15 protein-coding genes are annotated in these 12,339 nt (G+C 50.5%); 11 read left to right on the top strand and 4 right to left on the bottom strand.

Going from position 1 to position 12,339, the window contains the following annotated elements; translation table 11 throughout:
• Positions 1 to 22 precede the first annotated feature (22 nt).
• The 5 genes from rpoD (at position 23) to NSQ22_RS12980 (ending at position 4,215) form a co-directional block, all read left to right on the top strand.
• Complete coding sequence (rpoD, locus tag NSQ22_RS13000; RefSeq protein ID WP_008879897.1) at positions 23 to 1,150, top strand: RNA polymerase sigma factor RpoD; 1,128 nt, start codon at positions 23 to 25, stop codon at positions 1,148 to 1,150.
• Positions 1,151 to 1,219: 69 nt separating this feature from the next.
• Entirely contained in the window at positions 1,220 to 1,735 is a 516-nt protein-coding gene (locus tag NSQ22_RS12995) for a hypothetical protein (protein ID WP_339263590.1), read from the top strand.
• Positions 1,736 to 1,843: 108 nt separating this feature from the next.
• Positions 1,844 to 2,206 (top strand): cytochrome c550, encoded by a 363-nt coding sequence (cccA, locus tag NSQ22_RS12990; RefSeq protein WP_008879895.1) that lies wholly within the window; start codon positions 1,844 to 1,846, stop codon positions 2,204 to 2,206.
• Positions 2,207 to 2,392: 186 nt separating this feature from the next.
• Positions 2,393 to 3,097 carry a tRNA (adenine(22)-N(1))-methyltransferase TrmK gene (locus NSQ22_RS12985; protein ID WP_029760702.1) on the top strand — a complete coding sequence of 235 codons (705 nt, stop codon included), beginning with the start codon at positions 2,393 to 2,395 and terminating at the stop codon, positions 3,095 to 3,097.
• Positions 3,094 to 4,215 carry a Nif3-like dinuclear metal center hexameric protein gene (locus tag NSQ22_RS12980; protein WP_008879893.1) on the top strand — a complete coding sequence of 374 codons (1,122 nt, stop codon included), beginning with the start codon at positions 3,094 to 3,096 and terminating at the stop codon, positions 4,213 to 4,215. Before NSQ22_RS12985 ends, NSQ22_RS12980 begins: the two co-directional genes overlap by 4 nt.
• A gap of 78 nt (positions 4,216 to 4,293) precedes the next feature.
• On the opposite strand, the gene NSQ22_RS12975 is transcribed toward NSQ22_RS12980, so the two are convergent.
• Positions 4,294 to 5,244 (bottom strand): 4-hydroxy-3-methylbut-2-enyl diphosphate reductase, encoded by a 951-nt coding sequence (locus NSQ22_RS12975; protein WP_008879892.1) that lies wholly within the window; start codon positions 5,242 to 5,244, stop codon positions 4,294 to 4,296.
• Between the two features lie 105 nt (positions 5,245 to 5,349).
• Positions 5,350 to 5,889 carry a VrrA/YqfQ family protein gene (gene vrrA, locus NSQ22_RS12970; RefSeq protein ID WP_008879891.1) on the bottom strand — a complete coding sequence of 180 codons (540 nt, stop codon included), beginning with the start codon at positions 5,887 to 5,889 and terminating at the stop codon, positions 5,350 to 5,352.
• Between the two features lie 172 nt (positions 5,890 to 6,061).
• Here vrrA and NSQ22_RS12965 point away from each other — a divergent pair, with 172 nt between their 5' ends.
• Together NSQ22_RS12965 and NSQ22_RS12960 are read left to right on the top strand one after the other, a co-directional pair.
• Entirely contained in the window at positions 6,062 to 7,372 is a 1,311-nt protein-coding gene (locus tag NSQ22_RS12965; RefSeq protein ID WP_008879890.1) for a DEAD/DEAH box helicase, read from the top strand.
• 37 nt (positions 7,373 to 7,409) lie between these two features.
• Entirely contained in the window at positions 7,410 to 8,309 is a 900-nt protein-coding gene (locus NSQ22_RS12960) for a deoxyribonuclease IV (RefSeq protein WP_008879889.1), read from the top strand.
• Positions 8,310 to 8,330: 21 nt separating this feature from the next.
• On the opposite strand, the gene NSQ22_RS12955 is transcribed toward NSQ22_RS12960, so the two are convergent.
• A complete protein-coding gene (locus tag NSQ22_RS12955; protein WP_008879888.1) occupies positions 8,331 to 8,591 on the bottom strand; it encodes a DUF2624 domain-containing protein in 261 nt (86 codons plus the stop codon).
• A gap of 98 nt (positions 8,592 to 8,689) precedes the next feature.
• Between NSQ22_RS12955 and NSQ22_RS12950 the strand changes: the two genes are divergently transcribed.
• The 4 genes from NSQ22_RS12950 to NSQ22_RS12935 all read left to right on the top strand — a co-directional run bounded on the left by NSQ22_RS12950 (position 8,690) and on the right by NSQ22_RS12935 (position 11,714).
• Positions 8,690 to 9,571, top strand: a complete 882-nt coding sequence (locus NSQ22_RS12950) for a YitT family protein (RefSeq protein WP_327054515.1) — start codon at positions 8,690 to 8,692, stop codon at positions 9,569 to 9,571.
• 82 nt (positions 9,572 to 9,653) lie between these two features.
• Complete coding sequence (locus NSQ22_RS12945; RefSeq protein WP_327054516.1) at positions 9,654 to 10,409, top strand: metal ABC transporter ATP-binding protein; 756 nt, start codon at positions 9,654 to 9,656, stop codon at positions 10,407 to 10,409.
• A gap of 40 nt (positions 10,410 to 10,449) precedes the next feature.
• On the top strand, positions 10,450 to 11,286 hold the full coding sequence (locus NSQ22_RS12940; RefSeq protein WP_008879885.1) for a metal ABC transporter permease: 837 nt from the start codon (positions 10,450 to 10,452) through the stop codon (positions 11,284 to 11,286).
• Positions 11,287 to 11,288: 2 nt separating this feature from the next.
• Positions 11,289 to 11,714 carry a Fur family transcriptional regulator gene (locus NSQ22_RS12935; RefSeq protein ID WP_011887821.1) on the top strand — a complete coding sequence of 142 codons (426 nt, stop codon included), beginning with the start codon at positions 11,289 to 11,291 and terminating at the stop codon, positions 11,712 to 11,714.
• A 15-nt stretch (positions 11,715 to 11,729) separates the two neighbouring features.
• On the opposite strand, the gene NSQ22_RS12930 is transcribed toward NSQ22_RS12935, so the two are convergent.
• Entirely contained in the window at positions 11,730 to 12,299 is a 570-nt protein-coding gene (locus tag NSQ22_RS12930; protein ID WP_008879883.1) for a nucleotidase, read from the bottom strand.
• Between the last annotated feature and the right edge of the window lie 40 nt (positions 12,300 to 12,339).

Genomic DNA, 12,339 nt, shown 5'->3' with positions numbered 1-12,339 from the left:
AGTTTTTAAAGGAGGTAATGAAATGGCGGAAAAACCAGCCCAATCAAAGCAGGCGGAAGCTGCTGCCGACACGCTTGAGCAAGCGAAAGAGCAGCTCGCCGAGCTCGGCAAGAAACGCGGCATCCTCACGTACGAGGAAATTGCCGAGCGGCTCTCCGGCTTTGATTTGGACTCCGACCAGATGGATGAATATTACGAATACCTTGCTGATCAGGGCATTGAAGTGATCAGCGAATCTGACATTGAGACCGATCCGGATATTGATGAACTGGTGAAGGAGGAAGAGTTCGACTTAAACGACTTGTCCGTTCCTCCTGGTGTGAAAATCAATGATCCGGTGCGCATGTACTTAAAAGAAATCGGCCGTGTTCCGCTTTTGTCAGCGGAAGAAGAGATCGAGCTGGCCAAACGGATCGAGCAAGGCGACGAAGAAGCGAAACGCCGGCTGACAGAAGCGAACCTCCGTCTCGTCGTCAGCATTGCCAAACGGTATGTTGGCCGTGGTATGCTCTTTCTTGATTTGATCCAAGAAGGAAACATGGGATTGATCAAAGCGGTTGAAAAATTTGACTACCGCAAAGGCTATAAATTCAGCACGTATGCGACATGGTGGATTCGCCAAGCCATTACAAGAGCGATCGCTGATCAGGCGCGGACGATCCGCATCCCTGTTCATATGGTTGAGACGATCAATAAACTGATCCGTGTTCAACGGCAGTTGCTCCAAGACCTCGGGCGCGAACCAACGCCGGAAGAAATCGCCGAGGAAATGGACTTGACGCCGGAGAAAGTACGGGAAATTTTAAAAATCGCTCAAGAACCCGTGTCGCTCGAGACGCCGATCGGCGAGGAAGACGACTCGCACCTTGGTGATTTCATCGAAGACCAAGAAGCGACATCGCCGTCGGAACACGCTGCGTACGAGCTGTTGAAAGAGCAGCTTGAAGATGTCCTTGATACGCTGACAGACCGTGAAGAAAACGTGCTCCGCCTTCGCTTCGGGCTGGACGACGGTCGGACGCGGACGTTGGAAGAGGTCGGGAAAGTGTTTGGTGTGACACGTGAACGCATTCGCCAAATCGAGGCCAAGGCGTTACGCAAGCTCCGCCATCCAAGCCGCAGCAAACGGCTGAAAGACTTTTTAGAATGATCGCTTTTTTCGTAGTTTACTTCTTCGGAAGTAAACTATTTTCTTTACCTGATGAAAGGTGATTGACGAATGAATCGGCGACGACGGGAAACGATTATCCGAGAAATTGAATATTGGAAGCGTTCACGACTTCTTCCAGAACAATATTGCGACTATTTGCTTGCCCTCTATACGGAGGGCGATAGCCGCACGTGCGGCCGTCAGTGGACCGGTTCACTTGTCGCCGGTCTTTGTGTGTTGTTGGTAGCTGCTGCTCTTGCCATTTATTTTACTGAATTGTCATTCGTTTTGCAAACGCTCCTTGTATCACTTTTTTTGGTGGTTTGCTTGTTGCTTGTTTGGCGATGGAGGAAAGAGCGGCAGCTCCTTCATTTTCCGTTGATTGGCAGCGCCTGGCTGTTGCTTTTAGGGACTATCGCTGGCAGCAGCCATTACTTTCCCGGCCAAAACGGCGTGCTCACGGCGACAGTGTTGGCTAATTGCAGTGTTTGGCTCGCCATTGGCCGCCTGTTTCGTCTTCATTATTTTTCTCTTGCTGCCGTTGTCGGGGGGATACTTATGGCGGTGATCGTTTGGTGGCGATGAAGCCGGTTGCTCCCGTTTTGGAAACTTAGGGCTTTTCCTTGTCCACTATTTACAGTACAATAAAATTGTTTGCATCGTTCTTCATCATACATAAGGGAGGTAAAAAAGATGAACCGCAATCCGCTCATCCCGTTTTTCATCATTATGGCATTCGGGATTGTGCTGACGTTCGTCTTGTCGTTTAAAGGGCTAGGCGATGCGAAAGAGATGGCCGAAGAGAAAAAAGGCGGCGAAAAAACAGAACAGACCGCCGAATTTAATCCGGAGGATTTTTACAAGCAAACATGCGCCAGCTGTCACGGACAAAATTATGAAGGCGGCATGGGTCCGGCATTAAAAGGAGTCGGCGAACGTCTGTCGGCGGACCAACTGAAAGACGTCCTTCAAAACGGGCGCGGTGGCATGCCGGGCGGGCTTGTGCCGGCTGACAACATCGATGCGATGACGAAATGGTTGGCCGACTTAAAATAATGATGATTGACGTCCCTTTGCCTTTGGCGAAGGGATGTTTTATCATCTCCAACTACAAAGCTCCCGCTTCACATCGTGAGTGTAGGTGGGAGTACAATAAAGGCAAGCAAATTTGAAAAAAGGAGGGAAATGCGGGCCGCCTTCGCACGGCAGCTGAGAGAAGGTTGGTCGCGCCCTTGGTGGATTATGAACGAATTTCACCTATCCAAACGTCTCGCAACGGTCGCTTCCTTTATCCCGAAAGGGGCAGTGCTCGCTGATATCGGTTCAGATCACGCCTATTTGCCTTGCTATGCCTGTTTGCACGGCTATGCGACCAAAGCTATCGCCGGCGAAGTGGCGGACGGGCCGCTCCGTTCAGCGCAGCAGCAAGTGGAAAAGTCCGGGCTTTCCCATCTCATTTCCGTGCGCAAAGGAGACGGGCTGGCTGTCATTGCTCCGGGGGAAGCTGATTGCATCACGATCGCTGGCATGGGCGGCGCCTTGATTACCCGGATTTTGGGGGATGGAGAAGAAAAGCTGGCCGGTGTCAAACGGCTCATTTTGCAGCCGAACATTGGCGCCGAGCTTGTCCGCCGCTGGCTTCTTGACCACGGATGGGAGCTGGTGGCCGAACGCATTTTGAAAGAAGATGGGCAAATTTATGAAGTGCTTGTTGCTGAGTGCGGTGACGCTCGGCGGCCGTATCGCAATTTGGAGGCGGAACTGATTTTAGGGCCGTTTTTGCTCCAAGAAAATAGCGAGGTATTCCGCGAAAAATGGCAGCGTGAACTCCAGCATTGGAAGCGGATTATTGCCGATTTAGCGGAGAAGGGAGAAAGTGAATCGGCTCGGGAGAAAAAGCGTGAACTGGAGAAAAAAGTCCAATTGGTAGAGGAGGCGTTGGCATGAGCCGCATTCCGTACGGCTACGAGGTCATTCAGCTTTTCGAGCAGCTCGCCCCGAAGTCATTAGCCATGGAGGGGGACCGGATCGGCCTGCAGATCGGAACGTTGAACAAGCCGGTCAAAAAAGTGATGGTTGCCCTTGATGTGCTCGAAGACGTTATCGCTGAAGCTATTGATCAACAAGTCGATTTAATTATCGCTCACCATCCGCCGCTCTATCGACCACTAAAGCAGCTGTTGACCGATGACGGACATGGTCGGATGATCGCGGCATGCATCAAGCACGACATTGCCGTGTACGCTGCTCATACGAATTTAGATGTCGCCGCTGGCGGATTGAACGACTGGCTCGCTGAAGCGCTTGGTTTACATGAAACGACCGTGCTTGTGCCAACATACACGGAAGCGCTGAAAAAGCTTGTCGTCTATGTGCCGACGAGCCACGCTGAGGCGGTGCGGGCGGCCATAGGCGATGCCGGTGCCGGTCATATTGGCCGTTACAGTCATTGCACGTTCAACAGCCGCGGCATCGGAACGTTTTTGCCGGAAGAAGGGGCCCAGCCGTTTATCGGCGAGCAAGGGCGGCTTGAGGAAGTGGAGGAAGTTCGCATTGAAACGATCGTTCCGACCTCGCTTGAGCGCCAAGTGATCGAGGCGATGCTCGCCGCCCATCCGTATGAAGAGGTGGCGTACGACATTTATCCGCTTGACAACGAAGGGCGTCGCTTCGGACTCGGTCGCATTGGTCGGTTGCCGCAGCCGGTGACGTTACGCGCCTTTGCCGAACAAGTGAAAACGGCGTTTTCCGTTCCGGCCGTGCGTGTTGTCGGCCGGCTTGATGACCTTGTGCAAACTGTTGCCGTGCTTGGCGGAGACGGAAACAAGTTTGTCGCTGCCGCCGCATCGGCTGGGGCTGATGTGTATGTAACCGGGGATGTGTATTATCATACCGCCCATGACGCCCAAGCGCTCGGTCTCCATCTTGTCGATCCCGGACATAACGTCGAAAAAGTAATGAAACAAGGCGTCGCCCGTTATTTAACCGCCGAACTCACGAAGCGGCAGTGGGAGGCGGAGGTCATCGTTTCAAACGTCCATACCGATCCGTTTCAGTTCGTGTGAGCGGAGATGAAAAAAGGCTGTCCTGCAAGCGGTTCAACCGCATGTTCAGGATAGCCTTTGTTTATGGACGAACGGCTGTTATTCTTCTTTCTTTGTTTTTACCTTCGGCAAGATTTTTTGCAGCGGCACTTTCCGTTCCCGCTCCCATGTTGCCGGATCGTTCGGGTCGAATTGCTCTAAAAAGTCGATTACTTCTTTCGTAATCGGCGTCGGAGTGGAAGCGCCGGCTGTGACAGCCACCTTTTTCGCGTTTTTAATCCAGTTGATATCAATTTCCGTTACATCAGCGATACGGTATGCTTTCGTGCCGGCAATTTCTTCCGATACTTGAGCAAGGCGGTTTGAGTTGTTGCTGCGCGGATCGCCGACAACGATCGTCACATCCGCTTCCTTCGCTTGCTCGGCAACCGCTTCTTGACGAAGCTGGGTCGCGAGGCAAATTTCTTTATGCATTTCGACATGCGGGTATTTTTCTTTCACTTTCGCCATAATATCAGCTACATCCCATTGGCTCATCGTCGTTTGGTTTGTGACCATGAGACGTTCGTTTTTAAGAGAAAGCCGCTCAACATCGTCTGGCGTTTCGACGAGATGAATGCGCTCCGGATTGATGCCGACCGCTCCTTCCGGTTCCGGATGTCCTTTTTTGCCGATGTAGATAATATCGTAACCATCAGCGAGCTTTTGCTCGATGAGCCGATGCGTTTTCGTGACGTCCGGACATGTTGCATCGATCGTCACTAGCCCTTTTTCGAGCGCGCGTTTTTTCACTTCTGGAGACACGCCGTGGGCGGTGAAAATCACTGTACCTCGCTCAATTTTTTCTAAAATTTCCAGCCGATTTTCTCCATCCAGCGTAATGATACCCTCTTCGGCAAACGCGTCCGTGACGTGTTTATTATGGACGATCATGCCGAGGATGTAAATCGGCCGCGGCAATGATGGGTCTAATGCCGCATTGCGGGCGATGACCATCGCATCGACAACTCCGTAGCAATACCCGCGAGGGGTAATTTTAATCACTTCCATTGTTTTCCCTCCCTGCCGCCGATCCGTGGCGGTTTTCCTTTTTCATTATATCCGAGAGAACAAGATAAGACAAAGAATAACCGCCCTAAGAGGGCGGGAGAGAGGTTATATATACAGTTTTGGCGTTGATGGTCTCGGTGTGGTCGGTATTTGTTTTTCTTGTGAATCTTCATGATTGGCCTGCGGAACAGGGCGTTTTTTGGCCTCCCGCGCGGCCGGCTTTTGTTTTGTTTCTTTTGCCGGTGCGCTTTCTGTCGATTTCGTTTCTCCGTCTTCTTCATCGGCTGTCTTCAACTCACGGAAAATGCGAATCATGGCTGGAAGGTTGCGGATGAGCGGGCCATATTGTTGCACCATTGGCATGACGTTTTGCGCGACGCTGAGCATTTTTTGTACGTTATTTAACATGCCGATGAATCCACCGCTTGTGTTCGCTGCCGTAGCGGTATTGGCGGCGGTGTTTTGCAGCAACGGTAATCCCCACGGGGATGAAGCGGCGACCGGCGGCTGTCCGCGCGAAAATAGACGGGCCAGTAGACCACCGGCGCCGCCAGGGCGGGGAACGCCAGCCGGCATGTGGGGGAACGGGGCGGGCGGCATACCGACGAACCGGGAAGGGACCATCGGTGGCCGACTGTATCTCATGGCAGTTGCCTCCTTTCCATCGTGCAGATGAACAATCGTCCTCCTTCATAAAATATGCGGGAAGAGTGGGAAAGGTTTTTCAGCTGCCATCGTCTTTAGTTGCGGTGGGCCGCAAATATTCGCTATAATGATGGAGCGTATAAAGGGCGTATATAGAAGGGAGTGGTACTTGATGGCAGAGACGCAATTTACCCGGTTTCCATTTCAGCCGTTTGTGATCGAGGCGATTCAAGCGCTTCGTTTTTATAAGCCGACGGAAATTCAAGAGCGCATCATTCCGAAAGCATTGCGCGGGGAAAGCATGGTCGGCCAGTCGCAGACCGGGACGGGAAAAACACACGCCTATTTATTGCCTATCATCGAAAAGATCGACCCGGAGCGCGCTGAAGTGCAGGCAGTCATTACAGCGCCGACGCGCGAGTTGGCGACGCAAATTTACCATGAAACGTTAAAGATCACGAAATTTTGCCCGAAAGACCGGATGATTGTCGCTCGCTGTTTCATCGGTGGGACGGATAAGCAAAAGGCGCTGGAAAAGCTCCACGTGCAGCCGCATATTGTGATCGGTACGCCTGGGCGCATTAACGATTTTATCCGCGAGCAGGCGCTTGATGTACACACGGCGTGCACCCTCGTCGTCGATGAAGCTGATTTAATGCTCGATATGGGGTTCATCACCGATGTCGACCAAATCGCGGCCCGGATGCCGAAAGAGCTGCAAATGCTTGTTTTTTCGGCGACGATTCCGGAAAAGCTGAAGCCATTTTTGAAAAAATATATGGAAAATCCGACATTCATCCAGGTCGAGCCGAAACAGACAGCGAATAAAAACATTGAGCATGTGCTCATTCCACTACGCGGCCGTGAAAAGGTCAAGCTGCTTTATGATGTGCTTGTCAGCTACAATCCATATTTAGCCATTGTGTTCGTGAATACGAGAAAGAGGGCTGATGAAGTCGCCGATCAGCTTGCCGAACAAGGACTGAAAGTCGGTGTATTGCACGGTGATTTGACGCCGCGCGAGCGGAAAAAGATGATGAACCAAATTCGCGATTTGGAGTTTCAATACGTCGTTGCCACTGATTTGGCGGCGCGCGGCATTGATATCGAAGGCGTGAGCCATGTCATCAACTATGAGTTGCCCGATGATTTGCAGTTTTACATTCATCGAGCTGGGAGGACGGCACGCGCCGGTTATAGCGGCATTGCGGCGACCATTTACGAACCGACCGACCAAGATGCGATTGCTCGATTGGAAAAAATGGGGATTTCATTTGTTCATCGCGACCTCGTGCGCGGTGAATGGAAGGAGCTTCCACCTTGGAATCGGCGGAGCAAGCGAGCTAGTGAGAAGGAAGATGACCTCGCGCTGCTTGTTGCGAAGCTGAAAAAAGCGAAACAAGTAAAACCGGGCTATAAGAAAAAGCTGCGTGCCGAGCTTGAGAAGAAGAAAAAGCGGCTGAGCCGCTTCAAAAAATCGTAGTCTTCGTTGTGTATGGAGATAAAAGGGAGAGAAGGACATGTTAAAAATCGGTTCACACGTTTCGATGAGCGGCAAAAAAATGCTGCTCGCCGCCAGTGAGGAGGCGGTATCGTACGGAGCGAACACGTTTATGATTTACACCGGAGCGCCGCAAAACACAAGGCGCAAAGCCATCGAAGAGCTGAATATTGAAGCCGGGCACGAGCATATGAAGGCGCACGGTATTGAGGACATTGTCGTCCACGCTCCGTATATTATCAATATCGGCAACACGAAAAATCCCGATACGTTTGCGCTTGGTGTTAATTTTTTGCGCGCCGAAATCGAACGGACGGAAGCGATCGGGGCGAAGCAACTTGTGTTGCACCCGGGCGCCCATGTCGGCGCTGGAGCGGAAGCCGGGCTCCGGCAGATCATCCGTGGACTGAATGAAGTGTTGACGCGCGAGCAGACAGTTGAAATCGCTCTTGAAACGATGGCCGGTAAAGGATCGGAATGCGGGCGCACGTTTGAAGAGCTAGCGTATATTATCGATGGTGTTGCCTATAACGACAAGCTGTCCGTCTGCTTTGACACATGTCATACGCATGATGCCGGCTATGACATTGTTAACGATTTTGACGGCGTTCTTTCCGAATTCGACCGGGTGATCGGTCTTGAACGTCTGAAAGTGCTGCATATTAATGACAGCAAAAACCCGCGCGGCAGCCGGAAAGACCGCCACGAAAACATCGGTTTCGGTCATATCGGATTTCGTGCACTGAATTACATCGTCCATCACCCGCAGCTTGCGGACATTCCGAAAATTTTAGAAACGCCGTATGTTGGAGAGGATAAAAACAATAAAAAACCGCCGTACAAACATGAAATCGCTATGCTGCGGGCACAGACATTTGATGATCAGTTACTGGAAAAAATTGTTGCTGATACGCAATAAAAAAGAGATTCCAGCCTTATTTCACTTTTTCTGTACAAATTTTAAAAACAGTTCGTTCGCTTTCTTGGCGATCTCCGGCGACGTGATTTTGGCTAGTTCGCGCACCCATTTTTTCCGCTCCTCGGGGTCGAAGACGTTAATGTCATTCGTTCGGGCAAGATGAAGAATTTTTTTCGCCTGATTGACCGTAATTGGCAAACCGTAATCTCGACTGTACGCAACGAGTTCTTCCGGAGTGATCGTTTTTAATTTTTGTTTCACGAGCTGTTGGTAAAAGTTCATGGCAGCTCCCTCCTTGTTTCTGTTCCATCATATGATGCGAGCGGAAGAGAGGTGTATAGTATAATGAAAATGCAAAGTAAAAGAGAAGGGGTGGAAGTTTGGCGCCAAAACAACATAAAAAAGAACCATTGAAGCGTGTGTTGTATCGGGTGTTAATGATCATCATTGGTGCCTGCTTGGCGGCGTTCGCTATCGAGCGGCTGCTTGTTCCAAATAAAATGATCGATGGCGGCATTATCGGTGTATCGCTTATTTTGGACTATTTAATTCCTAATGAATGGGGACTGTTGAATTTTGCTACGCTCGTCATTATTTTAAACGCACCATTTATGTATTTTGGCTATAAGCAAATTGGTAAAACGTTTATGTTGTCAACGATTTTAGGAGTCGTTATTCTCGGTGTCGCTGAGCGATATTTTCATCATTTTGCCCCGCTGACGAATCAGCCGATTTTAGCGGCCGTCTTTGGCGGCTTGGCGCTCGGGCTTGGCGTCGGGCTTGTCATCCGCCATGGAGGATCGCTTGATGGGACAGAAATATTAGGCATTTTATTGACAAAGAAAATTCCATTTTCCGTCGGCGAGTTCGTCATGTTTGTCAACGTGTTTATTTTCGGTTGGGCAGCGTTTGTGCTCGGGCTTGAGCCAGCGATGTATTCGGTGATGACATATTATATTGCTTCCAAAATGATCGATGCGGTGGTCGAAGGGCTTGATGAGACACGGGCGGCCTTTATTGTTACTGATTATTATGAAGAAATTTCAAGTGCTATTTTACACCGTCTCGGCCGTGGGACGACGAAGTTAATTGGCAAAGGCGGCTACACGGACGAACAAAAAGAAATCATTTATGCTGTCATTACGCGTCTGGAAGTGACCAAGTTGAAATCGATCATTAATGAAATTGATCCGAATGCGTTTATTACGATTATGGCGACCCATGAAGTGCGCGGAGCCCGTTTTAAATCGGCAATTCACTAAGGTTTACAAAATGAGCGTGATCGGTTATACTTGCACACAGGCATAAATCGTAACGATTCTGAATTAGCAGGGGAGAACGGTCATGGAAAACAGGCTTGTCGTGCAAATCGAGGATGTGTCGTTTCGCTATGAAAAAGAGGAAGTGCTTGAACGCATTAATTTGGCGGTGCCAAAAGGAGCGTTTTTAGGGCTGGTCGGACCGAACGGCTCGGGGAAATCGACGCTCTTAAAATGCGTGCTCGGCTTGTTAAAGCCGGATCGTGGCCGCATTTTCTTGTTCGGTGAGCCGATCGAGTCATTTCGAGCATGGCATCGGATCGGATTTGTGTCGCAAAAAGCGAACAGCTTTAACCGTGGTTTTCCAGCGACCGTCGAGGAAGTAGTAGCGAGCGGATTGACGGCGAAACGCGGCTTGTTTCGCCGGTTGACGAAGGAAGACCGCCGCACGGTCGAAGCGGCGTTGGAGGCGGTCGGTTTGCGCGGCTTGGCGAAGCGCAATATCGGGGAACTGTCCGGCGGCCAGCAGCAGCGGGTGTTTATCGCCCGCGCGTTGGCGAGCAAGCCGGATTTGTTGATTTTAGACGAGCCGACCGTCGGTGTTGATGCTCGCCATGTGCATGAGTTTTATGAGCTGCTCGGCGATTTGAACCGCCGCGGTTTGACGCTTGTGCTTGTGACGCACGATATTGGGACGATCACGGATCGGGTAACCCATATCGCCTGCTTAAACAAGCGGCTTTATTTCCATGGAAACGCGGAAGAGTTCGAACGGCTTGGTGATGAGGCGATTTCACGGTTTTACGGCCATCCGCTTCACGTTCTCTCCCACGAGCATTAAGCGGGCGAAACAGAAACGGTTGATTGTGGAGGAATGACATGTGTGGGAAGCCATTTGGCAATATGAATTTTTACGCAATGCGTTTTTGGCCGGCATTTTGACCGGATTTGCCGCGCCGTTGCTCGGGGTGTTTATCGTTGTTCGGCGGTTGTCGCTCATCGCTGATGCGTTGAGCCATGTGGCGCTTGCCGGCATTGCCGCCGGACTGCTGATCGGAAAGTCAGTTTCAACTGCCGCCGGCTGGAATCCACTTTACATCGGAATGGGCTTTTCCGTTGCCGGTTCGCTGCTCATTGAGAAGTTGCGCTCTGTTTATCGCCATTATGAAGAACTTGCCATTCCAATTATTTTATCGGCAGGCATTGGTCTAAGTGTCATTTTGATTTCAATCGCTAACGGGTTTAACGCCGATTTGTTTTCCTATTTGTTTGGCAGCGTCAGCGCCGTGAGCAGCGATGATGTTTGGGCAGTGTTCGTGGTGGCTGTGATTGCCGCTGCCATCATTTTTGCGTTTTATAAGGAGCTGTTTCTCCTTTCCTTTGATGAAGAATACGCCCGCGTCTCCGGCGTTCGCGCCAAGTTCATTCATTTTTTGTTTATTGTGCTTGTCGCCCTTGTCATCGCGTCATCAATGCGCATCGTCGGTGTGTTGCTCGTTTCTTCACTGATGACGCTGCCGGTGGCAGCGAGCATTCGCATCGCCAAAAGTTTTAAACAGGCGATCGTATTTTCCATTTTCTTCGGGGAGCTGTCGGTCATCATCGGGCTTTTGGCAGCGTATGAGCTCGATTGGGCACCGGGCGGGACGATCGTCATGCTGGCAGTCGCCATTTTGCTTCTCGTATTGGGATGGAAAAAATGGAAAAGGGGACGGTAGTGATGAAGATCGGCGAAGCGTTGCAGTTAATGAAAGAAAACGGATTTAAATATACTGAAAAACGAAAGCAAATGCTCGAGCTGTTTGCCGAGCGCGATAAATATTTGACAGCAAAAGAAGTGCTTGAAGCGCTTCGCCCGGCGTATCCAGGCTTAAGCTTTGACACGGTGTATCGCAATTTGTCACTCTTCGCTACGCTTGGCATTTTGGAAATGACTGAGCTGTCCGGAGAAAAGCATTTCCGCTTTGCCTGTGATGCCCGCCATCATCACCACCATTTTATTTGCATCCAGTGTGGAAAAACAAAGGAAATTGATGCGTGCCCGATGGACGGGATCGGCACAGAGCTCGATGGCTATGAGATTGCTGACCATAAATTTGAAATTTACGGCACGTGTCCGCAATGCCAAAAACCTCTCCCGATATAAGGCGGGAGAGGTTTTTTATGGCTGTAACCGCCGTTCTATTTCGCGCTTTGCTTCAAGCCAGTTTTTTACGCGTATGACGTTATCTGGAAGCGAACCTTGATTGTACGGGGTGTCGAACAAAATGACCGGGATGCCGCATTCTTCGCCAATGGCGCAGGCGTTGTCGTATTTGTCTTCAAAAAAAGCCGCGAGCTGATAGCGACGGACGGCGTCGATTTTATCATGTGATCCGATCAACTCAATATGATGGTAATGGACACCATGCCGCTGAAACCAACGTTCAGTGAGCTCATACAAATGGCGGCCGCGAGCGCTAATGTAAAATAGCTCGTATTTGTCTTTCCAACTATCGATCACCTCAAGCGCATAACGGGCAAGCGGGGCGCGTTCATAAATCTCCGCTTCATTTTCCTCCATCCAGCGATCCATTTCCTCTTCCGTTACGTCGTACAGCGGTGCCAAATTGTACTGTGTAATGTCGCCTAATGTGAGCGGTTTGCCAAATGATTCGTTTAAGTATGGGATGAATGTGCTTGGACATGTTATGGTACCGTCAATGTCAATACCGAGGCGTTGTCGCTTCATCGCCTTATCCCCCTTTTAGAAAATATTCACACTGATAAAA

The sequence above is a fragment of the Geobacillus sp. FSL K6-3411 genome, assembly GCF_037965715.1.
GTDB lineage: Bacteria > Bacillota > Bacilli > Bacillales > Anoxybacillaceae > Geobacillus > Geobacillus thermodenitrificans.
The sequence above is the reverse complement of the archived record's forward strand: the minus strand, read 5'-3'. Positions and strand labels throughout refer to the sequence as shown.

Bases quoted from the DNA above. Each gene is read 5' to 3' on its own strand.
- cccA (WP_008879895.1), top strand. From the start codon at position 1,844: ATGAACCGCAATCCGCTCATCCCGTTTTTCATCATTATGGCATTCGGG.
- NSQ22_RS12995 (WP_339263590.1), top strand. From the start codon at position 1,220: ATGAATCGGCGACGACGGGAAACGATTATCCGAGAAATTGAATATTGG.
- NSQ22_RS12980 (WP_008879893.1), top strand. From the start codon at position 3,094: ATGAGCCGCATTCCGTACGGCTACGAGGTCATTCAGCTTTTCGAGCAG.
- vrrA (WP_008879891.1), bottom strand. From the start codon at position 5,889: ATGAGATACAGTCGGCCACCGATGGTCCCTTCCCGGTTCGTCGGTATG.
- NSQ22_RS12975 (WP_008879892.1), bottom strand. From the start codon at position 5,244: ATGGAAGTGATTAAAATTACCCCTCGCGGGTATTGCTACGGAGTTGTC.
- NSQ22_RS12935 (WP_011887821.1), top strand. From the start codon at position 11,289: ATGAAGATCGGCGAAGCGTTGCAGTTAATGAAAGAAAACGGATTTAAA.
- NSQ22_RS12945 (WP_327054516.1), top strand. From the start codon at position 9,654: ATGGAAAACAGGCTTGTCGTGCAAATCGAGGATGTGTCGTTTCGCTAT.
- NSQ22_RS12985 (WP_029760702.1), top strand. From the start codon at position 2,393: ATGAACGAATTTCACCTATCCAAACGTCTCGCAACGGTCGCTTCCTTT.
- NSQ22_RS12960 (WP_008879889.1), top strand. From the start codon at position 7,410: ATGTTAAAAATCGGTTCACACGTTTCGATGAGCGGCAAAAAAATGCTG.
- NSQ22_RS12955 (WP_008879888.1), bottom strand. From the start codon at position 8,591: ATGAACTTTTACCAACAGCTCGTGAAACAAAAATTAAAAACGATCACT.
- NSQ22_RS12965 (WP_008879890.1), top strand. From the start codon at position 6,062: ATGGCAGAGACGCAATTTACCCGGTTTCCATTTCAGCCGTTTGTGATC.
- NSQ22_RS12930 (WP_008879883.1), bottom strand. From the start codon at position 12,299: ATGAAGCGACAACGCCTCGGTATTGACATTGACGGTACCATAACATGT.
- rpoD (WP_008879897.1), top strand. From the start codon at position 23: ATGGCGGAAAAACCAGCCCAATCAAAGCAGGCGGAAGCTGCTGCCGAC.